At 73.0% G+C, this 21354-nt stretch carries 21 protein-coding genes; 10 read left to right on the forward strand and 11 right to left on the reverse strand.

Annotated features, from left to right (window positions below):
- The first annotated feature begins 40 nt into the window (after positions 1–40).
- The 3 genes from AMK26_RS17275 to AMK26_RS17285 all read left to right on the forward strand — a co-directional run bounded on the left by AMK26_RS17275 (position 41) and on the right by AMK26_RS17285 (position 2997).
- Positions 41–1618, forward strand: a complete 1578-nt coding sequence (locus tag AMK26_RS17275) for an ABC transporter substrate-binding protein (protein ID WP_073755590.1) — start codon at positions 41–43, stop codon at positions 1616–1618.
- Between the two features lie 70 nt (positions 1619–1688).
- Positions 1689–2375 (forward strand): uracil-DNA glycosylase, encoded by a 687-nt coding sequence (gene ung, locus AMK26_RS17280; protein ID WP_073755591.1) that lies wholly within the window; start codon positions 1689–1691, stop codon positions 2373–2375.
- 157 nt (positions 2376–2532) lie between these two features.
- A complete protein-coding gene (locus AMK26_RS17285; protein ID WP_073755592.1) occupies positions 2533–2997 on the forward strand; it encodes a hypothetical protein in 465 nt (154 codons plus the stop codon).
- A 407-nt stretch (positions 2998–3404) separates the two neighbouring features.
- On the opposite strand, the gene AMK26_RS17290 is transcribed toward AMK26_RS17285, so the two are convergent.
- Both AMK26_RS17290 and AMK26_RS17295 read right to left on the reverse strand, forming a co-directional pair.
- Entirely contained in the window at positions 3405–3890 is a 486-nt protein-coding gene (locus tag AMK26_RS17290; RefSeq protein ID WP_073755593.1) for a hypothetical protein, read from the reverse strand.
- Between the two features lie 88 nt (positions 3891–3978).
- On the reverse strand, positions 3979–4596 hold the full coding sequence (locus tag AMK26_RS17295) for a TetR/AcrR family transcriptional regulator (protein ID WP_073755594.1): 618 nt from the start codon (positions 4594–4596) through the stop codon (positions 3979–3981).
- A gap of 82 nt (positions 4597–4678) precedes the next feature.
- Here AMK26_RS17295 and AMK26_RS17300 point away from each other — a divergent pair, with 82 nt between their 5' ends.
- Together AMK26_RS17300 and AMK26_RS17305 are read left to right on the forward strand one after the other, a co-directional pair.
- Positions 4679–5908 carry an FAD-dependent monooxygenase gene (locus tag AMK26_RS17300; RefSeq protein WP_073755595.1) on the forward strand — a complete coding sequence of 410 codons (1230 nt, stop codon included), beginning with the start codon at positions 4679–4681 and terminating at the stop codon, positions 5906–5908.
- A gap of 10 nt (positions 5909–5918) precedes the next feature.
- On the forward strand, positions 5919–6827 hold the full coding sequence (locus tag AMK26_RS17305; protein WP_073755596.1) for a Gfo/Idh/MocA family protein: 909 nt from the start codon (positions 5919–5921) through the stop codon (positions 6825–6827).
- On the opposite strand, the gene lnt is transcribed toward AMK26_RS17305, so the two are convergent.
- From lnt to AMK26_RS17330, 6 genes are all read right to left on the reverse strand, one after another.
- The gene (gene lnt, locus AMK26_RS17310; RefSeq protein WP_073755597.1) at positions 6748–8349 is read right to left on the reverse strand and encodes an apolipoprotein N-acyltransferase; all 1602 of its coding nucleotides are present in this window, start codon (positions 8347–8349) and stop codon (positions 6748–6750) included. The genes AMK26_RS17305 and lnt overlap by 80 nt on opposite strands.
- A 56-nt stretch (positions 8350–8405) precedes the next feature.
- Complete coding sequence (locus tag AMK26_RS17315; protein WP_198944095.1) at positions 8406–8864, reverse strand: nuclear transport factor 2 family protein; 459 nt, start codon at positions 8862–8864, stop codon at positions 8406–8408.
- A gap of 79 nt (positions 8865–8943) precedes the next feature.
- Entirely contained in the window at positions 8944–9159 is a 216-nt protein-coding gene (locus AMK26_RS17320) for a hypothetical protein (protein WP_073755598.1), read from the reverse strand.
- A gap of 282 nt (positions 9160–9441) precedes the next feature.
- On the reverse strand, positions 9442–9618 hold the full coding sequence (locus AMK26_RS37300) for a hypothetical protein (protein ID WP_198944096.1): 177 nt from the start codon (positions 9616–9618) through the stop codon (positions 9442–9444).
- A gap of 94 nt (positions 9619–9712) precedes the next feature.
- Positions 9713–10588, reverse strand: a complete 876-nt coding sequence (locus AMK26_RS17325; protein ID WP_073755599.1) for an undecaprenyl-diphosphate phosphatase — start codon at positions 10586–10588, stop codon at positions 9713–9715.
- Between the two features lie 103 nt (positions 10589–10691).
- On the reverse strand, positions 10692–11147 hold the full coding sequence (locus AMK26_RS17330; RefSeq protein ID WP_073755600.1) for a winged helix-turn-helix transcriptional regulator: 456 nt from the start codon (positions 11145–11147) through the stop codon (positions 10692–10694).
- Positions 11148–11271: 124 nt separating this feature from the next.
- Between AMK26_RS17330 and AMK26_RS17335 the strand changes: the two genes are divergently transcribed.
- Positions 11272–12441, forward strand: coding sequence for a thiolase family protein (locus tag AMK26_RS17335; RefSeq protein ID WP_073755601.1), 1170 nt, complete (start codon positions 11272–11274; stop codon positions 12439–12441).
- A gap of 3 nt (positions 12442–12444) precedes the next feature.
- Here AMK26_RS17335 and AMK26_RS17340 read toward each other — a convergent pair whose 3' ends face one another.
- Complete coding sequence (locus AMK26_RS17340) at positions 12445–13149, reverse strand: TVP38/TMEM64 family protein (protein ID WP_073755602.1); 705 nt, start codon at positions 13147–13149, stop codon at positions 12445–12447.
- Positions 13150–13501: 352 nt separating this feature from the next.
- Here AMK26_RS17340 and tuf point away from each other — a divergent pair, with 352 nt between their 5' ends.
- Together tuf and AMK26_RS17350 are read left to right on the forward strand one after the other, a co-directional pair.
- Entirely contained in the window at positions 13502–14683 is a 1182-nt protein-coding gene (gene tuf, locus AMK26_RS17345) for an elongation factor Tu (protein ID WP_073755603.1), read from the forward strand.
- A gap of 226 nt (positions 14684–14909) precedes the next feature.
- Complete coding sequence (locus tag AMK26_RS17350) at positions 14910–15707, forward strand: spermidine synthase (protein ID WP_073756238.1); 798 nt, start codon at positions 14910–14912, stop codon at positions 15705–15707.
- Here the strand turns inward: AMK26_RS17350 and AMK26_RS17355 are convergent.
- Together AMK26_RS17355 and AMK26_RS17360 are read right to left on the reverse strand one after the other, a co-directional pair.
- Positions 15669–16979 carry an MFS transporter gene (locus tag AMK26_RS17355; protein WP_073755604.1) on the reverse strand — a complete coding sequence of 437 codons (1311 nt, stop codon included), beginning with the start codon at positions 16977–16979 and terminating at the stop codon, positions 15669–15671. The two genes, AMK26_RS17350 and AMK26_RS17355, sit on opposite strands and share 39 nt — an antisense overlap.
- Before the next feature lie 61 nt (positions 16980–17040).
- Complete coding sequence (locus tag AMK26_RS17360) at positions 17041–18162, reverse strand: hypothetical protein (RefSeq protein ID WP_073755605.1); 1122 nt, start codon at positions 18160–18162, stop codon at positions 17041–17043.
- 106 nt (positions 18163–18268) lie between these two features.
- Between AMK26_RS17360 and AMK26_RS17365 the strand changes: the two genes are divergently transcribed.
- The gene (locus tag AMK26_RS17365) at positions 18269–18721 is read left to right on the forward strand and encodes a DUF4442 domain-containing protein (protein WP_073755606.1); all 453 of its coding nucleotides are present in this window, start codon (positions 18269–18271) and stop codon (positions 18719–18721) included.
- 139 nt (positions 18722–18860) lie between these two features.
- Positions 18861–21338 (forward strand): glycoside hydrolase family 3 protein, encoded by a 2478-nt coding sequence (locus tag AMK26_RS17370; RefSeq protein ID WP_073755607.1) that lies wholly within the window; start codon positions 18861–18863, stop codon positions 21336–21338.
- Positions 21339–21354: the final 16 nt, after the last annotated feature.

The raw sequence follows: 21354 nt of genomic DNA on the forward strand, positions 1-21354 counted from the left end.
ATGGTCGGCCGACCCATGGCTGAACGAGGAGCGTGCGCACGTGTTCAACCGGACCAGTCTGCAGGCGGCTGCAGCCCTTGCGTCCATATCCCTGCTGGCGGGATGCAGCCTCTTTTCGGGGGATGACGCCGATGGGGAGAACAAGATCGTAGTCGGCACGATGAGCGAACCCAGCACGCTCGACCCCGCCGCCTCCTGGGACGGCTCCTGGGAGCTGTACCGGAATGTCTACCAGACCCTCCTGAGCTTCCCGAGCGGGAGCGCGACTCCCCAGCCGGACGCTGCCGAGTGCAAGTTCACCGACACCGTGAGCAAGGTCTTCGAATGCCGGCTCAAGGAGGGGCTGGCATTCTCCGACGGGGGCAAGCTCGACGCCGCGGCCGTGAAGCACTCGGTCGACCGGATCCGCACGATCAACGCGAAGGGCGGTCCCGGCCCGCTCCTCGGGTCCCTCGACAAGGTCGTCACCAGCGGCGACCGGACCGTCACGTTCCACCTCAAGGAACCGGACGCCACGTTCCCGTTCATCCTGGCCACGCCCGCCATGTCCATCGTTCCGCCCGAGAGGTACCCGGCGGACGCGCTGCGCACGGACGGCAAGGTCACCGGATCCGGGCCCTACGTGCTCAACTCGTACGAGGAGGGCGCCGCGGCCGAGCTCACCAAGAACCCGACGTACAAGGGGTTCGCGAACCGCAAGAACGACGCCGTCACCATCCGGTACTTCAAGGACTCCGAGGCGATGGTCGGAGCGCTGCGCGACAAGGAGATCGACGCCACCTACCGCGGTCTGACCGCGGAGGAGGTCGTCCAGCTGCAGGAGAAGAAGCCGGAGAACGAGGGGCTCCAGCTGGTCGAGTCGACCGGCGCGGACATCCGCTACCTGGTGTTCAACCCCAAGGACCCGTCCGTGAGCAAGCTCGCCGTCCGGCAGGCGATCGCCCAGGTCGTCGACCGTGAGGCACTGGTCGCCAAGGTGTACCAGGGCACCGCCGAGCCGTTGTACTCCATGGTCCCCAAGGGCATCGCCGGGCACACCACCGCCTTCTTCGACCGGTACGGCGAGCCGGACGTCGACAAGGCGAGGAAGCTGCTGAGCGAGGAGGGCGTCGACGGCCCGGTGGCGCTGACCCTCTGGTACACCACCGACCGTTACGGCTCCGCCACGAAGCCCGAGTTCGAGGAGCTCAAGCGGCAGCTCGAGAAGTCGGGCCTGTTCAAGGTCACGCTGAAGAGCAAGCCCTGGAAGGAGTTCCAGGCCGGCTACCAGAAGGGCGAGTACCCCGTCTTCGGGCGCGGCTGGTTCCCGGACTTCCCGGACCCCGACAACTTCATCGCCCCGTTCGTCGGCAAGGAGAACGTGCTGTCCACGCCGTACGTGCGACCGGAGATCACCGACAAGCTGCTGCCCAAGTCCCGCAAGGTGAGCGACCGGGCGGCGGTCACCGAGGAGTTCCAGCAGGCGCAGGAGATCATCGTCGACGACGTCCGGCTGCTGCCGCTGTGGCAGGGCAAGCTCTACATCGCGGCGAGCGAGGACATCGGCGGCGGCGAGCGTGCGCTGGACCCGCAGACGGTCATGCAGATGTGGGAGCTGCACCGCAAGACCAGCTGGTAGGGCCGGTTGTCAGTGGTCACCGGTAAGTTCTGTGATCAGACAAGGCGATCACCCACCGGAGGTTGTTGACGTGACCGACACCGACATGCTGCCCGAGTCCTGGCGCGGCGTCCTCGGCGACGAGCTGCAGAAGCCGTACTTCAAGCTGCTCACCGAGTTCGTCGAGGAGGAGCGGGCCAAGGGGCCGGTCTACCCGCCGCGCGAGGAGGTGTTCGCCGCCCTCGACGCCACTCCGTACGACAAGGTCAAGGTCCTCGTCCTCGGCCAGGACCCGTACCACGGGGAGGGGCAGGGGCACGGCCTGTGCTTCTCCGTGCGGCCGGGCGTCAGGACCCCGCCCTCGCTGCGCAACATCTACAAGGAGATGCAGGAGGAGCTCGGGCACCCCGTGCCGGACAACGGCTATCTGATGCCGTGGGCCCAGCAGGGTGTCCTGCTCCTCAACGCGGTGCTGACGGTCCGGGCCGGTGAGCCGAACTCGCACAAGGGCAAGGGCTGGGAGAAGTTCACCGACGCGGTGATCAGCGCGGTGGCCTCGCGGCCCGACCCGGCCGTGTTCGTGCTGTGGGGCAACTACGCGCAGAAGAAGCTGCCGCTGATCGACGAGACGCGCCATGTGGTGGTCAAGGGCGCGCACCCCTCGCCGCTCTCGGCGAAGAAGTTCTTCGGCTCCCGCCCCTTCACGCAGATCGACAAGGCCGTCGCCGACCAGGGGCACGCGCCCATCGACTGGCGCATCCCGAACCTCGGCGGCTGACGGCGGGGCGGACGGAGGGGGCTGACAGCGGGTGACCGGCGCCCGAGCCTGAGCGGGAAAGCCGGTGACTGCGGCTAGCGTCGGAACACCGGCCCGGGGCCTTTGCCGGTCCTGGGCCGGAACGCCGGGACGCCGACGGACGAGTGGAGGCCGCACAGTGCGCGAGCAGCAGCAGGGCGCGTCGGACGCGTCGGAGGACGCCGTCCTGACCAGGATCGGGCAGACGATGATGCTGCTCCACGGAGGCGACCGGGAGGAGGCGCGCAACCGCTTCGGAGAGCTGTGGCAGCAGCTCGGAGCGGACGGCGACCCGCTCCACCGCTGCACGCTCGCGCACTGCATGGCCGACGCCCAGGACGATCCCTACGACGAGCTGGCCTGGGACCTGCGGGCGCTGACCGCCGCCGAAGGGGTGGACGGCCGCCCCCTGGCGCTGCGCGCGCTGTACCCGTCGCTGCACATCAACCTCGCCGCCGACTACGTCAAGCTGCGGCGCCCGGACGCCGCGCGGATCCACCTCGCCCGCGCCCGCGCCGCGTCGGACGCACTGACCGACGACGGGTACGGAAACGGCGTCCGCGCGGCCATCGCCCGCCTGGCCGAGCGCCTCGCCACGGAGTGACAGCCCCGGCCCGGCGCACGGGCCGAGCGGGGCGGCCCGGTCGGTGACCGACCGGGAGCGGCGCCACGTGGTGACGGGATGGCCCGTGCGCGGTCGGGGCCGGGTGGCTCCGCCCCCGCGCGGGGGCCGGGCCGGGTTCGGGCGGCGGGTGGCTCCGCCCCCGCGCGGGGGCCGGGCCGGGTTCGGGCGGCGGGTCGAGGCCGGGCCGGGTGGCCCGGCAGGCGACGGGCAGGCAGACGACGGGCAGGCAGACGACGGGCAGGCACGCGGCGGGCAGGCACGCGGCGGGCCGGCAGGCGGCGCCGGTACGGCCTCCAGACGAAGGGCCAGTAGCCCGTGTGGCCCGCCCGGACGACGGGCCGGTAGGCGGCGCCCGTGTGGTGGCGGGCCGGTCCGGTCGGTTCGGGTCAGTGGCCGTAGGCCTCCCGGCAGAGCTGGGCCTGGCGGCTGTCGGGGTCCCAGCCGCCGTGGCTACGGCCGAGGGCGCAGACGTCCGGAACGGTGGCGGGGACGGAAGGGAGGTCCGTGGGCTGGACGCGGGGCAGCTGCTCGCGGAGCCGCTCCGGTGCGGCCGGGATCCGGGCAGGCAGGTCGGCGCCCGGCGTGCCGGGTGGCGCGGTGGGCAGTGCAGCGGCCGGTGCGCGGCTGGGCTCGCCCGGGGGCGGCGAGGGGGCGGGAGGCGCCGCGGGCGCCGAAGGTGGCGGCAGGGCGGCTTCCAGGGCCTCCCGCGCGGGGCCCTCCAGGATCTGCGGCGCGACGTCCTGGTTGGCGAGGCGGCTCGCCTCTGGTGCGGCCGGTGCGGGAGAGGGGCCGGAATCCACCGACACGCAGCCGGAGACGGCCGCAACGGCCACGGTCGCCAGGACCTTCGCTGTGATTCTCGTTCGTTGCACGCCGTAACTGTGGTCGGTGACCGGCCCCTTGGGGATTGCCAACCGCAGTTATTGGCCCACACGGGTGATGGGTGTGACCGGCTGATGATCAGTCTTCGGCGGCGAGGTGACCGCCGAGCATCCCGCTGAGCAACTCGCCGAATCCGGCGCGCAGTTCCTCCCTGCTCGGTACGGCCGAGTGGTACGACCCCACCGCGCAGGAGAACATCAGCCCCTCGCACCAGGCCACGAACGACAGGGTGTGGCGCTCCGGCTGCGCCGAACCGGCCGCTCTCATCAGCGCGGTCAGCGGCTCCCGGAACCGCCGGCCGGTGTCGTCGTAGAAGGCGCGCAGCTCGGGGCGCCGGGTGGCCTCCAGCCCCAGTTCGTAGCGCGCGACGAGCAGGTCGCGGTGGCCGGTCAGATAGCGGTGCAGCGCCAGGGAGAGGGCGTCGAGCAGCCCGTCGAGGCCGTCGCCAGGCGCGGGCATCTCCGCCACGGACAGCACCTGTGCCTCACGGTCGGCGAGCCGCCGTACCGCCGCCTCCAGCAGGGCCTGCCGGGTGCGGGCGTAGTTGGACGTCGAGCCCTGGGGGAGCCCGGCCGCCTCGTCCACCGCGCGGTGGGTCAGTCCGCGCATGCCCCGCTCGACGAGCAGGGTCAGGGCGGCGTCGGCGATCAGGTCGGCGCGTGCGGTGCCGGCGCGTGCGGTGGAGCGTGCGGTCATACGGACAACCTACCGGCCGCACTACATCCGTAGTACGGTGAAGAGGTCACTACAGGTGTAGTGTCAGCTTCCTGGAGGAGCCATGGACAACCGAACCGCCGCGCCCCCGGCCGTCGTCATCGGCAGCGGCATCGGCGGCCTGACCGCCGCCGTCGCCCTGCACCAGCGCGGCTGGCGCGTCACCGTCCTGGAGCGCGCGCCCTCGCTCCAGCCCGTCGGCGCCGGCATCGGCCTCGCCCCCAACTCGCTGCGCGCCCTGGACGTCATCGGTCTCGGCGACGAGATCCGGGCTCTCGCGGCCTGGCAGGGCGACGGCGGCATGCGCACCCCTAGCGGCCGCTGGCTCGCCCGTACGAACGCGCGGGCCGCCGCCGACCGGTTCGGCGACCCGCTCGTCCTGGTCCACCGCGCCACGCTCATCGACACCCTCGCCACCCGGCTGCCGGACGGCGCCATCCGCACCGGCACGCCCGCCGCGCTGACCGACCCGGGGTCCCCCACCGCAGGCCGCCCAGGAGTCGTCACCACCCCCGACGGCGACATCGAGGCCGGCCTCGTCATCGGAGCCGACGGCATCAACTCCGCCGTCCGCCCCGCCCTGTTCCCCGCCCACCCCGAGCCCGCGTACGCCGGACTCACCACCTGGCGCGTCGTCACCCCGGCGCCCGAACGCCCCTTCCACCCGCACGAGACCTGGGGCCGCGGCGCCCTGTGGGGTACCCAGCCGCTCAAGGACGGCCGCGTCTACGCCTACGCGGCCGCCGCCGCCCCCGCCGGGGCCAAGGCACCCGACGACGAACGCGCCGAGCTGCTGCGCCGGTTCGGGACCTGGCACGACCCCATCCCCGCGATCATCGCCGCCGTCGCCCCCGACCAGGTCCTCCGCCACGACGTCCGCCACCTCACCACCCCGCTGCCCGCCCTCCACCGCGGCCGGACCGCCCTCCTGGGCGACGCCGCCCACCCCATGGCACCCACCCTCGGGCAAGGCGGGAACCAGGCCATCGAGGACGGCATCGTCCTCGCCCACCACCTACCGCCCCACGACGACATCGGCGCCGGCCTCGCCGCGTACTCCGCCGCCCGCCTCCCGCGCACCACCGGCATCGTCCGCACGTCCGCGCGCGTCGCCCGGCTGCTCACCCTCACCAGCGCCCCGGCCGTCGCCCTCCGCGAGACCCTGATGAGCCTCGCCCGCTTCGGCCCCGGCCTCGCGCTGCGCACCTTCGACGGGATCGCCGACTGGCGGCCGCCCCAGCACACGTATTCTGACCGGGCACAGGGGCGCGAGGACAGGCGCGCACGGCGATAGGGAGAGCGTTGTGAAGATCGGCTGCATCGGGCTCGGCGACATCGCGCAGAAGGCGTACCTGCCGGTGCTCACCACCGTCCCGGGCGCCGAACTGCACCTGCAGACGCGCACCCCGGCGACCCTGACCCGGGTCGCCGAGACCTACCACGTGCCCGCCGAGCGGTGCCACACCGACCTGGACGCGCTGCTCGCCGCCGGGCTCGACGCCGCGTTCGTGCACGCCCCGACGCCCGTGCACGCCGAGATCGTCACCCGGCTGCTGGAGGCGGGCGTCGCGACGTACGTCGACAAGCCCCTGGCGTACGAACTCGACGACTCCCGCCGCCTGGTGGAGCTCGCCGAGCAGCGCGGCGTGAGCCTCGCCGTCGGCTTCAACCGCCGCCTGGCGCCCGGCTACGCCCAGTGCCAGGACCACCCGCGCGAGCTGATCCTGATGCAGAAGAACCGGGTCGGCCTGCCCGAGGACCCGCGCACCCTGGTCCTCGACGACTTCATCCACGTCGTCGACACCCTGCGCTTCCTGCTGCCCGGCCAGGTCGAGCACACCGACGTACGCGCCCGGATCCGCGACGGACTCCTGCACCACGTCGTGCTCCAGCTGTCCGGCGACGGTTTCACCGCCATCGGCATGATGAACCGGATGAACGGCTCCACGGAGGAGATCCTCGAGGTGTCCGGGCAGGACACCAAGCGCCAGGTCCTCAACCTCGCCGACGTCATCGACCACAAGGGCCAGCCCACCGTCCGGCGGCGCGGCGACTGGGTGCCGGTCGCCCGGCAGCGCGGTATCGAACAGACCGTGCACGCCTTCCTCGACGCCGTACGCGCCGGCAGGACGCTCAGCGCCCGGGACGCACTCGCGACCCACGAGCTGTGCGAGCGGGTGGTACGGGAGTGCCTGGAGCAGGCCGCCGCCTGACCGCCCGTACCCCCTCGGCGGCGCACAGCGCGGCCAGGACGGCCAGGGCCCCGTACACCGGCCAGTCACCGAGCCGTACGTACGGAGTCGTCGCGCCGGACAGCGGAACGCCGTACACGGCGGCCGCACTCGCCTCCGTACCCAGCGGGGAACCGATGAGGCGGCCGTCCGGCCCGTACACCGCGCTCACGCCGGTCAGCGTCGCGTGCACCACCGGCCGCCCCGTCTCGGCCGCCCGCAGCGCCGCCAGCGACGCGTGCTGCCCGGGCGCCCAGCTGTCCTGGAACGTCGACGTCGCCGACTGCGCCACCAGCACCTGCGCCCCGTCGCGGGCCAGGTGCCGGCTCATGTCGGGGAACGCCGACTCGAAGCAGACCAGCGGGCCCAGCCGCAGCCCCCGCTCCCCGACGGTCATCACCACCGGCCGCTCGCCCCGCCTGCGGTCCTCGGTCGCCGCCTTGCCGACCGAGGTGGCCCAGCCCAGCACCGACCGGAACGGGACGTACTCGCCGAACGGCACCAGCCGCATCTTGTCGTAACGGTCACCGGTCGTGCCCTCGGGGCCCACCAGGACGCTGCTCTTGTAGATGCCCGGCCGGTCGGAGCGGCGCGCGTCCACATTGACCAGTACCTCGGCGCCGACCTCACGGGAGAGCTTCGCCAGCCGGTCCGTGTACTCCGGCCGTGCCGTCAGGTCCGCCCCGACGCTGCTCTCGCCCCACACCACCAGGTCCACGTCACCCCGGCCCGCCAGCTCCCGCGTGAGCTCCTCGCCCCGCGCGAACCGCCGCTCCGCCCCGCCCACCCCGTTGATGACCCCGGGCTGTACGACGGCGACCCGGACCACCTGCCCGGTCGGCTCCGGGGCCGGGACCGACCATGCCACCGCCCCCATGGCGAGCGCGCACACCGCGAGGCCGGCGACAGCCGTCGTACGCACGGTGCGGACCGACACCAGCAGGGTCACCGCCGTGTTGACCGCCACCACGAGCAGCGTCACCAGCCACACACCGCCCAGCGACGCCACCCGCAGCGCGGGCGGCACCTGCCACTGGCTGGCCCCCAGCAGGCCCCACGGGCCGCCCAACCCCTCCCAGGACCTGACCAGTTCGACCAGCAGCCAGCCCGACGGCACGACGGCGAGCGCGGCCGCTCCACGCGCGCGTGACGGTGCCCCGGCCAGCATCAGCCGTACCAGCGGGCCCCACGGCGCCCACAACAGCCCGAGCAGCGCCGCCAGGAGCAGGATGAACACATGCAGGCTCGGCATCAGCCAGTGATGGACGGCCAGCATGAAGCCGATGCCGCCCAGCCAGCCGTCCAGGGCCGCGCGGCGCCCGGTGGGGGCCGTACGGATCAGCAGCATCCACGGCACCAGCGCGGCGTACGCCCACCACCACAGGGACGGCGCCGGAAACGCGAGCGCGGGCAGCGCCCCGGCGGCCACCGCGGCCGCGCCCCGCCACCACGGGGAGGTCAGCGGCCGCCCCGTGCCGCCCCGCCGGCCGACCGGAATCCGCATACCGCGCCTCCTCGCCACACTGGGGCCTTCGGACGTCTCCAGTGTGCGGGAGCCGGTCATTCCGCCGACAGTACGCCCGTAGCGCGTCGCCACTTCTCGTGCACCACCACCGTGCGCAGCCGCCAGCCGCCGTCCGTGCGCGACATCGTGAACGTGTACCGGCCGCCCGAGACGAAGTCGTCGCCCGCCTCCGTACGCATCGGGTTCAGGTAGTCGGCCAGCGCCTCGGCGCTGTCGCCCGGGTAGCCGCCGAGGTCCTCGATGGTCACGCGCCGGTTGACGATGAAGTGCTGGCGTACGGGGAACAGCCGCATCGTCTCCGCTAGCCAGTCCGCGACCTCGCCCGCCCGGCCGGCGACACCGCCGGCGGCCCGGTAGTCGGCGTGCCCGTCCGCCGTGAACAGCCCCTGGTAGGCGGTCCAGTCCGCGTCGTCCACCGCCACCGCGTACCGGGTGAGCAGTTCGTCGATGGCCAGCCGGTCCATCACGGTCGCGAGGTCCACGCGCTGTGTCATCGCTTCAGTGTCGGGCAGCGGGGCCCACGGGCCAAGAGCCCTGCACGCCTGTCCCTGACGCGTCCTTCGCGCCACGCCCTCACGCCGCTTCCCAGTGGTGCGCCCGCCCGCCCCGCCACTCCACGAGGTGCGGGTCGTCCAGTGAGATGTCGGCCTCGTCCAGCCCCGCGCGCCGCAGGAACTCGATGAGGTCCGCGTCGTTGTGGGCGAGCCCGACGATCTGCCCGCGTATGGTCACGCGCCGCCCGCCGCCGGGGGAGGGGCGGTGCACGACGATGGGTGCCTGCCAGGCCATGGGACCAGGGTGCGCCGCGCGGCGCGTGATCGCAGCCGGGGCGGCGCGTCCGGGACAGCCGTTCACACGGGGTGTGAACGGAATGCGTGCATATATGCGCCGCGCGCCCTCGCGCCGGGCCGCGTCGCGCGGGAGGCTCCATACGTGTCCGGGTCGAAGGACCCTGGCATCGGGCCGCCGGTCACCCCCCCTGCCGGCGGCCCCCGCCCGTGCCCGCCCGGGGAGCCGCCCGTGCCGGGGGAGCCCACGCGGTACGAGAACGGCCGCGGCGGCGCGGACCGATCAGGCGGCGAGCTGCTCCTCGCCCTGTTGCGCGGCAGCCCACCGAACGACCAACGCCTGGTAGATCCGCTGCTCGTCGGGTGACAGCTGCCCTCCGGACCGCACCCACAGCTCACGGATCGCCGCGTTGAGCGCATCGGCGTCCGGTGTGGGCAGCTGGGCAGGGGACTGGGTCATGGCATCCAGCGTAGGCCGTGGGTCCGGCCATCCCGCCGGCTTTCGGACGTGCGATCCGCCACCATGCCGGACGGGGTGGCCCGGGACGCGCCGGTCAGCCGCCCGATTCGCCCGCGTGAGGGCTGAGGACGCCCATCCCCACCAGGGCGAACAGGACGATGCCGAGCAGGATCCGGTAGATCACGAACGGCATGAAGCTCTTGGTCGTGATGAATTTCATGAACCAGGCGATCACGGCGTAGCCCACGCCGAACGCGATGACCGTGGCGAAGATCGTCGGGCCCCATGACACATGGCCGCCGTCCGTCGCGTCCTTGAGCTCGAAGAGGCCGGACGCCAGCACGGCGGGGATGGCGAGCAGGAAGGAGTAGCGGGCCGCGGCCTCGCGGGTGTAGCTCATCAGCAGGCCGCCGCTGATCGTCGCTCCCGATCGTGACACGCCCGGGATCAGCGCCATCGCCTGGCACATGCCGAAGATCAGGCCGTCCCTGACGCCCAGGTCCTTCAGCGTCTTGCGCTCCGGCGCGGCGCGGTGGCGCCCGCCCTCCTCGACGCGGGCCGCCAGCCGGTCGGCGATGCCCAGGACGATGCCCATCACGATCAGGGTCGTCGCGATCAGCCGCAGATCGCGGAACGGGCCCTCGATGTGGTCCTTGAGGGTGACGCCCAGCACACCGATCGGAATGGAGCCGACGATGACGAGCCACCCCATCTGCGCGTCGTGGTCGCCGCGCATCGCCTTGTTCGTCAGCGAGCGGAACCAGGCGGAGACGATCCGCGAGATGTCCTTGCGGAAGTAGATGAGTACGGCCGTCTCCGTACCGATCTGGGTGATCGCCGTGAAGGCCGCGCCCGGGTCGTGCCAGCCCGCGAAGGCCGCGGTGAGGCGCAGGTGTGCGCTGGACGAAATGGGGAGGAACTCCGTCAGCCCCTGGACGAGTCCGAGGATGAGCGATTCGAACCAATTCATGGGGCTAGGGCCGTCCCGAATGTGCTCGTGCGGTCAAGGAAGGGGCCGTTGATCGACGGCCGGTCGGTGCGCAGCGTACAGCCCTTAGATGAATGAACCCGTCTCAGGTCTCGACAGGGCCGGCCGTCGTCCAGCCGGGAGCCCGTACATGGGGGGTCAGGCTGTCGCCCCGCGCCTCCTCGCCACAAGCGCCGCAGACCACGACCGGGCTGAGCCGGGCGCCGCAGGAGTGCTCGACCACGGTCGGCGGCTCGTCGTTCAGGTGACGGTCGCCCCAGGCCATGAGGGTGAGCAGGACGGGGTGGAGGTCGCGGCCGGCGTCGGTCGGGCGGTACTCGAAGCGCCGTGGGCGCTCGCTGTACGGGACCTTCTCCAGGATGCCCGCCTCGACGAGACGGCGGAGGCGGGTGGTGAGGATGTCGCGGGGGGCGCCGGTGTTGCGGGCGATCCGGTCGAACCGGCGTACGCCCAGGAACACCTCGCGCAGCACCAGCAGCGAGTACTTCTCACCGACGAGGGCGAGGGTGTCCGCGATCGAACAGGGGCGGGGGTCCTTCATGCGGCGTCCTCCATGGCGGTCACCTTAAAGGTGAGGGTTGGATTTCCCAACTCACTGGGCTATGTTACCGATGAGTGTTGGTCCAGTTTTCCAACCCACCTCCCCTGAGCGAGGAGCCGTACTCATGCGCGACGCCGTCATCGTCGAGGCCGTCCGGACCCCCATCGGCAAGGGCAAGAAGAACGGAGCCCTGGCCGCGACCCATCCCGTCGAGCTGCTCTCCCACACCCTCCGCGCCCTCGTCGAGCGCAGCGGCGTCGACCCCGCCCTCGTCGACGACGTCATCGGCGGCTGTGTCGACCAGGTCGGCGAGCAGGCCATGAACACCACGCGGTACGCCTGGCTCGGTGCCGGACTGCCCGAGTCCGTGCCCGCCACGACCGTGGACCGCCAGTGCGGCTCCTCCCAGCAGGCCGCCCACTTCGCCGCGCAGGGCGTGCTGTCGGGCGCGTACGACATCGTCGTGGCGTGCGGAGTCGAGTCGATGAGCCGCGTCCCGATGTGGTCGAACGTGCCGCCCGGCGCCGACCCGTTCGGTCCCGGCGTCGCCGCCCGCTACCCCGAGGGCCTGGTCCCGCAGGGCATCAGCGCCGAGCTGATCGCCGCCAAGTGGTCCATCGGCCGCACGGCGATGGACGAGTACGCGGTGACGTCGCACCAGCGCGCCGCCCGCGGATGGGCGGACGGGCTGTTCGACGCGGAGGTCGCGCCGCTGGGGGATCTCCGGCGCGACGAGTGCGTCCGCCCCGGCACCACCACGGAGATACTGGCCGGGCTGCGGCCCGCCTACCACGACCCGGCCTTCGCCGAACGGTTCCCGCAGATCGACTGGTCCGTCACCGCCGGCAATGCCAGCCCCATCAACGACGGGGCGTCCGCCGTCCTGATCATGGCCGGCGACACCGCCCGTACGCTCGGCCTCCGCCCGCTCGCCCGGCTGCACAGCTTCGCCGTCACCGGCTCCGACCCGCTGCTGATGCTCACCGGCGTGATCCCCGCCACCGAGAAGGTGCTGCGCAAGGCCGGGCTGCGGCTCGACGACATCGACCTCTTCGAGGTCAACGAGGCGTTCGCCGCCGTCGTCCTGGCCTGGCAGCAGGAGACCGGCGCCGACCTCGCCCGGGTCAACGTCCACGGCGGCGCGATCGCGCTCGGCCACCCGCTGGGCGCCAGCGGCACCCGGCTGACGACCACCCTCGTCCACGCCATGCGCGAGCGCGGCGCGCGCTACGGCCTGCAGACGATGTGCGAGGCGGGCGGACTGGCCAACGCCATGATCCTCGAAGCGCTCTGAGCCTCAGCGGCCGCGCAGGCGGTGCCGCTTGCACCAGGCGACCACCGCCGCGCCCAGCCCGCTCAGCACGATGAACCCCATCGCGAACAGGAAGGCGGGCGAGGTCGGCGACGCCGCCTCGCTCCCCGCCACCACGTACGCCGCCGTGTTCGGGATCGACCCGAGCCCCGTCGCCAGCAGGAACGGCAGATACCCCATCCGCGACACCGCGGCGCAGTAGTTGGCGGCGGCGAACGGCACCCCCGGGAACAGCCGGATCGCCAGCATCGAACGGAACCCGTGCCGGCTCAGCTGCCCGTCCGCCGCCTTCAGCCACCGCCCCCGCACCAGCGGCCGCAGCGCGTCCTGCCCCAGCACCCGCCCGAGCGTGAACGCGATGCCCGCGCCCAGCACCGTCCCGACGACCGCCGCGACCAGCCCCGCCTGCGAGCCGAACAGCGCACCCGCCGCCAGATTGAGGATCGGCCTCGGTACGAAGGCGGCGGTGCACAGCCCGTACGCCAGCGCGAACAGCACCACCGCGCCCGCGCCGCTCACCTGCGGCGGCCAGCCCGCCGACAGCAGCCGCTGCGGCTCGTACAGCACCACCGTCACCGCCGCCGAGGCGAGGACCACGAGGAGCAGCGACAGCCGCGACCAGGGCGACAGAAGAGCGCGGGAGCAGCGGACGGCAAGACCGGCCTGGGGCCTGACTACGGGGTCGAGCATCCGGGGAGACTAACCGACGGCGGCCCGTGATCGCCGTAACGCCCGCCTCACGCACGATCCGGCCGCCTCGCCGGTCCCACCGGCACCAGCGGCCCCGCCCGTACCGAAATTCGGTCGACGCGCACACCGCTGCCGAGCCATGATCGGCGCATGTTCCGGTACGCCTTCCCCGCAGCGCCGTCCGCAGTCGCGGACGCGCCGAAGGCTGCCGGATTCGCTTTCCCGGCCGTTCTCGACGGCGCCCGAAGCTGACCCTTCCCGGATCGTCCGGCGGACCCCGCAGGGGGAGGGTCGGCAAGGCCCAGGGGTCCTCTTCAACGCTTCGAGTTCCGGGAAGGAACGGCAGACAGCCATGTCCAAGACGGCATACGTGCGCACCAAGCCGCACCTCAACATCGGCACCATGGGCCACGTCGACCACGGCAAGACCACCCTCACCGCCGCCATCACCAAGGTCCTCAGCGAGCGCGGGACCGGCACCTTCGTGCCGTTCGACCGGATCGACCGGGCGCCCGAGGAGGCCCAGCGCGGCATCACCATCAACATCGCGCACGTCGAGTACGAGACCGACACCCGCCACTACGCGCACGTCGACATGCCCGGCCACGCCGACTACGTCAAGAACATGGTCACCGGGGCCGCGCAGCTCGACGGGGCGATCCTCGTCGTCTCCGCGCTCGACGGGATCATGCCGCAGACCGCCGAGCACGTCCTGCTCGCCCGCCAGGTCGGCGTCGACCACATCGTCGTCGCCCTCAACAAGGCCGACGCCGTCGACGACGGCGAGGACACCGTGCTCGCCGACCTCGTGGAGCTGGAGGTGCGCGAGCTGCTCACCGCCCACGGGTACGGCGGCGACGCCGTCCCCGTCGTACGGGTGTCGGGGCTCAAGGCGCTGGAGGGCGACCCGCGCTGGACCGGCGCCATTGAGGCGCTGCTGGACGCCGTGGACACCTATGTGCCCATGCCGGTGCGGTACGTGGACGCGCCGTTCCTCCTGCCCGTCGAGAACGTGCTCACCATCACCGGCCGCGGCACGGTCGTCACCGGGGCCGTCGAGCGCGGCACGGTACGGGTCGGCGACCGGGTGGAGGTGCTGGGCGCCGGGGTGGAGACGGTCGTCACCGGCCTGGAGACCTTCGGCAAGCCGATGGAGTCCGCCCAGGCCGGCGACAACGTGGCGCTGCTGCTGCGCGGCGTCCCACGCGACGCGGTCCGCCGCGGCCATGTGGTGGCGGCGCCCGGCAGCGTCGAGCCGCGCAGGCGCTTCACCGCGCAGGTGTACGTCCTGTCGGCGCGCGAGGGCGGCCGCACCACGCCGGTCACCACCGGCTACCGGCCGCAGTTCTACATCCGCACCGCGGATGTCGTCGGCGACGTCGACCTCGGCGAGGCGGCCGTCGCGCGCCCCGGCGACACGCTCACCATGACCGTCGAGCTCGGCCGTGACGTACCGCTGGAGCCGGGTCTCGGCTTCGCGATCCGCGAGGGCGGCCGCACCGTCGGCGCCGGGACGGTGACGGAGGTGTTCTGAAAGGCCGTGGCCCGGCCGGCGGGGCACACGACGGCGCGGCCGGTCCGCGCCGTCACCCCGCCGGCGCCGCCTCCACCCCCGCCTCCGCCGGGGTACGACCGCGTCGTCGTCATCGCCGCCCGCGCGGGGGCCGTCGGGGCCGTATGGGCACAATGAGGCGGTGAACCACCCCCGGCCCGAGCCCCTGCCCGTACTGCGCGACGTCGACCACGGCACCGCCAAGCTCATGCCCGACGTGGACCGCGACCGGGCGTGGCTGCTGACGATCGACGGCGCGCCCCAGTCGTACGTCGACCTGGACGACCCGACGCACCTGGAGTTCGAGTACGCGCGCCGGCTCGCCCACGCCGTGGACTGCGCGGCGCCGGCGCCCGAGGGCGAGCCGCTCGACGTGCTGCACCTGGGCGGCGGGGCCCTCACCCTGCCCCGCAGGCTGGCCGTCACCCGGCCCGGCTCCCGGCAGGACGTCGTCGAGGCCGACCGGGGGCTGATCGCGCTGGTGGCCGAGCACCTGCCGCTGCCGCCCGGCTCCGGGATCACCGTGCACGGCGCGGACGCCCGTGCCTGGCTGGAGGCGGCCCCCGCGCGGTCGGCGGACGTGCTGATCGCGGACGTCTTCGGCGGGTCGCGGGTGCCCGCCCACCTGACGTCGATCGCGTACGCGCGGGCCGCCGAGCGGGTGCTGCGAGCGGACGGGGTCCATGTGGCGAACCTGGCGGACGGGGCGCCCTTCGGGTTCCTCCGCTCCCAGCTCGCCACCTTCGCCGCCGTGTTCGCGCACCTCGCGCTGATCGCCGAGCCCGCCGTACTGCGCGGCCGGCGGTTCGGCAACGCCGTGCTCGTCGCCTCCCACCGGGAGATCGACACCGCGTGCCTGGCCCGGCGGGCGGCCGCCGACGCCTTCCCCGCGCGCGTGGAGCACGGCGCGTCGCTCGCCCGGTTCATCGGTGACGCGCGGATCGTACGGGACGAGGACGCCGTCGCGTCACCCGAGCCGCCCGACGGGGCCTTCGGTATCGGCTGACTCCCGGACCGCGTGAACCGTGACCTCCTTCGTCCGCCGCGTCAGATTCCGTACGTCGGGCACCAGCAGCACCAGCGCCGTCGCCAGCACCACCAGCGCCGCGCACCCCCACAGCGCCTGCGACCGGCCGAACAGACTCTCCGCCGGACCGGCCAGCGCCGTCGACAGCGGCAGCATCGCGGTCGAGCCGAACCAGTCGTAGGCCGATACCCGCGAGAGCTTGTCCTCCGGGATCTCCTGGTGCAGCGTGGTCATCCACGCGACGCCGAAGATCTCCAGCGCGACACCGCAGACGAACATCGCCGCGACCAGGCCGCCCACCGGGAGCGGCACGGCCAGCGCGGCCGACGGCAGCGCCAGCGGGAAGACGCACAGGGTGCCGACCAGGAGCATCCGGCGCGGCTTCCAGCGCATCGCCAGCAGCGCGCCGCCGACCGTGCCCACGCCGAACGCCGCGAGGGCCAGGCCCCAGGGCCGCGCCCCGCCCAGCTCCTCCTGGGCGACCAGCGGCCCGTACACCGACTCCGCCGCGCCGACCACCGCCACGACGACCGAGAACTGCGCCACGATCGACCAGAGCCAGGGCCGTCCCGTGAACTCCGCCCAGCCCTCCCGCAGATCGGCCAGGAGCCCGCGCCCGGGCTCGCGTTCCGCGATGTGGCCGACGTCGAGGAAGGCGCGCAGCGCGCCCGCCACGGCGAACGCCGCCGCGTCGACGGCGAGCACCCAGCCGGGGCCGATCGCCGCGATCATCGCGCCGCCGAGCGCGGCGCCGCCGATGCCCGCGCCGTTCATGGCCATCCGGAACAGCGCGAAGGCGCGGTTGGCCTGCTCGCCGCTGACGCTGGACATCAGCATGCCCTCGGCGGCCGGGTTGAAGAACGCCTGTCCGGTGCCGCACAGGGCGGTGAGCAGCATCATCTGCCACAGCTGCGGGTCGCCCGCCAGGACCAGGACGGCGAAGACCGCCTGGGAGGCGCAGTTGAGGGCGTTGGCGGCGACCATGACCCGGTGGCGGGGGAGCCGGTCGGCCATCGCGCCGCCTATGAGCAGGAACAGGACGAGGGGGAGGGTGCGGGCCGCGGCGACCAGGCCCACGTCGCCGCCGTCGCCACCGGACTCCAGCACGGCGAACGCCGCCGCGATCAGGGCACCGTGGGTGCCCAGGTTGGTGACGATCGCGGCGGCGGTCAGCAGGGTGTAATTGCGGCCGGCCCACTCGGGGCGCCGGGGGCGGAGGCGCCTCGAGGGCGCGGCGGCGGGAGAACTCACTCCCGGACTATCCCCGGCGACGCGCCCTCGTGCCAAACCGGTTCACGACCGGGACTGGGGGTCAGGACCCGCTGCCGGCCAGCCGTACCGTGGCCAGGATCTTCTGGATGGTGGCGTCCGGCACCTCGCCCGTGATGCCGGTGTTGGCATACAGGACCCAGCTGACGAAGTCACCCTTCTCGTTCTTGAAGGAGAAGGCGATGGACTTGCCGTCCGTGTCGCACTTGCCCTCCTTCTTGGTGTTCAGGGCGGTCGCCGTGGCGACGTGTCCGCTGAGCCCGGACGTGGTCGTGTACGGGACGGCCTTGGTGACCTTGACGGTCCCCTTGGGCTCGGTCTGGGCGTACCCCGCCCACACCCAGTTGCCCGCCTCGTTGTACGCCGCCTCGGCGGTGTCCTTGGCGCCCTGGCCGCCCTTGGTGCCGACCATGGCCAGGCCGTTCTCCTCCTGGCGGCCGTCCTTGTTGCTGTCCTCCACGCACCACTTGCTCTTGTACTCGGCCGGGGCGGACATGGTGACGACGGGGCTGCCGTCGCCCTTCTTCTCGTCCTCGAAGCCGACACTCGTGCCCGCGCCGATGACCTCCCAGTCGGCCGGCACGTCGAACTGGGCGCTGCGCTTGGGGTTGTAGACGACCTTCCAGCCCGGGACGGTGGGCTTGGCCGTGTCGGAGCCGTCGCGCGGGTTGTCGGTCGGCGCCGGGGCCGCCTCGGACGACTTCGACGCGCTCTGGGAGGGCTTGGCGTCCCCGCCGGCCCTCGTCTTCTTGTCGTCGTCCTTCAGCACCAGGAACCCGGTGACACCGGCGGCGACGACCACGGCGGTCGCCGCGACGATCGCGACGACGGTCGTCTTCTTCTTGTCGTCCGAGCCCTGCGGCGGCGACGGCACGGGCGGGCCGGGCATCGCGTACTGCTGCGGCACGGTCGGCTGCTGGTACGGGTTGGGCTGCTGGTACGCCGGCTGTCCCGGCTGCGGGTACCCGGGCTGCTGTCCCGGCTGCGGGTATCCGGGCTGCTGGCCGGAGTGCGGCGGGTAGCCGGGCTGCTGCGGCGGGGCGCTCGGCGGCGGCGGAGTGCCGGGCTGCTGGTACGGGTTGGGCGTCGGGTACCCCGGCTGCTGGTACGGGTTCTGGTCCTGCGGGTTCTGCTCGCCCCCGGGCGGCTGCTGTCCTGGCCACATGGCGAGTAACCATAGAGGGGCGGGGTGACGGGTGCCACGCCCGCCCCCATGACCATGCGCTCGACACGGCCTTCCCGCGCTTGCTACTGCCTGGTAACTTCGGGGCATGTCCGAGACCCTGCCGAACATCGGCGAGATGCTGCTGGCCACCGTTCCCATGGCCAAGACCCTGAACCTGGAGGTCGTCGAGGCGACCGCCGAGCGCGCGGTGCTCCGCCTCCCCGACCAGGCCGCTTTCCACAACCACGTCGGCGGCCCGCACGCGGGCGCGATGTTCACCCTGGGCGAGTCCGCCAGCGGCGCCATCGTCATCGGCGCGTTCGGCGACCAGATGAACCGGGCCGTGCCCCTCGCCGTCAAGGCCGAGATCGGCTACAAGAAGCTCGCCATGGGCCCCGTCACCGCCACCGCGACGCTCGGCCGCACCAAGGCTGAGGTCGTCGCCGATCTGGACGCCGGACAGCGTCCCGAGTTCCCGGTGAACATCGAGATCACGCGCGAGGACGGCGCGGTGACGGGCGAGATGACCATCATCTGGACCCTGCGCCCCAACTCCTGAGCCGCGCCACCCCTGTCGCACGCGCGCGTGGTCGGACGCGCGCGTGAGGGCCGCCCCCGCACCCCTCTTCGGGTACGGGGGCGGCCGTGTCTGACGGCATGTCACACGGAACGCCCGGCATCACGCGCATAGTGCGCTCATGCCAGAAAACGTCTCAGAAAACGTCTCAGAAAACGTCACCCGCAGGACCACGCTGCGCCTGCTCACCGGAGCGGCCGCGGCCGCGGCGGCCGCCACCGGCCCGGCCCACGCCGCCGCGCCTCCCATCACCGGTGACCGCGTGGACGACCTGCTCGCCCGGCTCACCCTCGACGAGAAGCTCACCTTCCTGCACGGCGCCAAGGACCCCCACAGCCTCGGCCAGGCGGGCTGGATCCCCGGCGTACCGAGGCTCGGCATCCCGCCGCTCCGGCTCGCCGACGGCCCCGCCGGCGTACGCGTCCGGGCCCACGCCACCGCCCTGCCCGCCCCGGTGATGCTGGCGAGCGCCTTCGACCCCGCCCTCGCTCACGAGTACGGCCGCGTCATCGGCCACGAGGGCCGGGCACTCGGCCAGGACGTCCTGCTGTCGCCCATGGTCAACCTGATCCGCACCCCCTACGCCGGACGGAACTTCGAGACCTTCTCCGAGGACCCCCTCCTCACCGCCGACCTCGTCGCCGAGGAGATCCGCGGCATCCAGGACGAGGGCCTCATCGCCACCGTCAAGCACTTCGCCCTCAACAACCAGGAGAAGGACCGCACCACCGTCGACGTACGGATCGGCGAACAGGCCCTGCACGAGACCGAACTGCGCGGCTTCGAGGCCGCCGTCGCCGCCGGCACCGGAGCGGTGATGGGCGCGTACAACAAGGTCGACGGCGTCCACGCCTGCGAGAACCGGGCCCTGCTCACCGGCGTCCTGCGCGAGATGTGGGGCTTCGACGGCTGGGTCATGAGCGACTGGGACGCCACCCACAGCACTGTCCCGTCCCTCACCGCGGGCCTCGACATGGAGATGCCCGCCGGCCGCTGGTTCGGCGACGCCCTCCGGCGCGCCGTACGGGACGGCACCGTCCCCGAGGACGCCGTCGACCGCTCCGTACGCCGGATCCTCACCGTCATGGCCCGCTTCGGCCTCCTCGACGGCACCGCACCCGCCCGCCCCGCCGCCCGCGACCGGGAGGCCGGGGCGCGCCTCGCCTACCGGGTCGCCGTCGCGGGCGCCACCCTGCTGCGCAACGAGCACGCCACGCTGCCGCTCACCGGGCCCGCCGCCCGCTCCGTCGCCGTCATCGGCCCCACCGGCACGGTGCCCTTCGCCTCCGGCGGCGGCAGCGCCCACGTCGTCCCCGACCGCGCCGACAGCCCCCTCGCCGCCATCACCGCCCGCGCGGGCGACGGCGCCCACGTCACCTACGCCCTGGGCGAGGATTTGTACGGCAAGCCACTCCCGGTTCGCGGGGCGGCCTTCGAAGGACAGCGCGTCCGGGCCGGGAAGACGTACACCTACGAAGGGACACTCACCCTCGACGACCCCGACGAGTGGACCTTCCTCGTCCACTACACCGGTACCCGCCCCCAGGTCTTCGTGGACGGTACCGAACTCTTCACCCTCCGGGACCGCGAGGCCGAGCTCTTCGCCGGCTTCGGCCTCGTCTCCACCGCCCCCGACGGCCTGAAGGTCCGCCGCCGCACCCTCCGCCTCACCGCCGGACGCCACACCCTGCGCGTCACGGCCACCGGCGGAACCCAGGGGCAGCTGTTCCGGCTCCGCCGCATCACGACCGCCACCCGCGCGGCGGACGTCGCCGAAGCCGTACGCGTCGCCCGCGCCGCCCACAGCGTGGTGCTCTTCGCGTACGAGGACGCCGCCGAGGGCCGCGACCGCACCACCCTCGCGCTGCCGGGCCACCAGGAGGCGCTCATCGACGCCGTGACCGCCGCCAACCCCCGTACGACCGTCGTCCTCAACACGTCGTCCGCCGTCACCATGCCGTGGCTCGACCGCACGGGCGCCGTGCTCCAGATGTACTACCCGGGCCAGGAAGGAGCCGCCGCGACCGCCGCCGTCCTCTTCGGGGACACCGACCCCGGCGGCCGGCTCACCCAGACCTTCCCGGTCTCCGACACCCGCCACCCCATGGCCGGCAACCCGCGCCGCTACCCCGGCACCGGCGGGATCCAGGAGTACTCCGAAGGCATCCGCACCGGCTACCGCTGGTACGACGCCGAGGGCGTCGAGCCGCTGTTCCCCTTCGGGCACGGCCTGTCGTACACCACCTTCGCGTACGCCGGTCTCGCCGTGACCCCCGCGCCCGGCGGCGGCCTCACCGCCCGCTTCACCGTCCGCAACACCGGGCGCCGCACCGGCGTCACCGTCGCCCAGCTGTACGCCGGTCCCTCACCCGACCTGACGCTGGACCAGCCCGCCCGTGCGCTCGCCGGCTACCGGCGCATCGAGCTGCGGCCCGGCCAGTTCCGCCACGTCACGGTGCCCATCCCCGCCCGGACCCTGTCCTGCTGGGACCCGGAACGGCACACCTGGGCCCTCGGAACGGGCACCCGCACCATCCGCCTCGGCACCTCCTCGCGCGACCTTAGGCTCACCGCTCGCGCGGAGGTCCTGCCCCTGTGACGAGGTAGGCTGCCCG

The organism is Streptomyces sp. CB03234 (assembly GCF_001905885.1).
Lineage (GTDB): Bacteria > Actinomycetota > Actinomycetes > Streptomycetales > Streptomycetaceae > Streptomyces.

Excerpts from the sequence above, each read along its gene's own strand:
- AMK26_RS17295 (WP_073755594.1), bottom strand. The coding sequence starts at position 4,596 with ATGACCGCACGCTCCACCGCACGCGCCGGCACCGCACGCGCCGACCTG.
- AMK26_RS17300 (WP_073755595.1), top strand. The coding sequence starts at position 4,679 with ATGGACAACCGAACCGCCGCGCCCCCGGCCGTCGTCATCGGCAGCGGC.
- lnt (WP_073755597.1), bottom strand. The coding sequence starts at position 8,349 with ATGCGGATTCCGGTCGGCCGGCGGGGCGGCACGGGGCGGCCGCTGACC.
- AMK26_RS17315 (WP_198944095.1), bottom strand. The coding sequence starts at position 8,864 with ATGACACAGCGCGTGGACCTCGCGACCGTGATGGACCGGCTGGCCATC.
- AMK26_RS17320 (WP_073755598.1), bottom strand. The coding sequence starts at position 9,159 with ATGGCCTGGCAGGCACCCATCGTCGTGCACCGCCCCTCCCCCGGCGGC.
- AMK26_RS37300 (WP_198944096.1), bottom strand. The coding sequence starts at position 9,618 with ATGACCCAGTCCCCTGCCCAGCTGCCCACACCGGACGCCGATGCGCTC.
- AMK26_RS17325 (WP_073755599.1), bottom strand. The coding sequence starts at position 10,588 with ATGAATTGGTTCGAATCGCTCATCCTCGGACTCGTCCAGGGGCTGACG.
- AMK26_RS17330 (WP_073755600.1), bottom strand. The coding sequence starts at position 11,147 with ATGAAGGACCCCCGCCCCTGTTCGATCGCGGACACCCTCGCCCTCGTC.
- AMK26_RS17335 (WP_073755601.1), top strand. The coding sequence starts at position 11,272 with ATGCGCGACGCCGTCATCGTCGAGGCCGTCCGGACCCCCATCGGCAAG.
- AMK26_RS17340 (WP_073755602.1), bottom strand. The coding sequence starts at position 13,149 with ATGCTCGACCCCGTAGTCAGGCCCCAGGCCGGTCTTGCCGTCCGCTGC.
- tuf (WP_073755603.1), top strand. The coding sequence starts at position 13,502 with ATGTCCAAGACGGCATACGTGCGCACCAAGCCGCACCTCAACATCGGC.
- AMK26_RS17350 (WP_073756238.1), top strand. The coding sequence starts at position 14,910 with ATGCCCGACGTGGACCGCGACCGGGCGTGGCTGCTGACGATCGACGGC.
- AMK26_RS17360 (WP_073755605.1), bottom strand. The coding sequence starts at position 18,162 with ATGTGGCCAGGACAGCAGCCGCCCGGGGGCGAGCAGAACCCGCAGGAC.
- AMK26_RS17365 (WP_073755606.1), top strand. The coding sequence starts at position 18,269 with ATGTCCGAGACCCTGCCGAACATCGGCGAGATGCTGCTGGCCACCGTT.
- AMK26_RS17370 (WP_073755607.1), top strand. The coding sequence starts at position 18,861 with ATGCCAGAAAACGTCTCAGAAAACGTCTCAGAAAACGTCACCCGCAGG.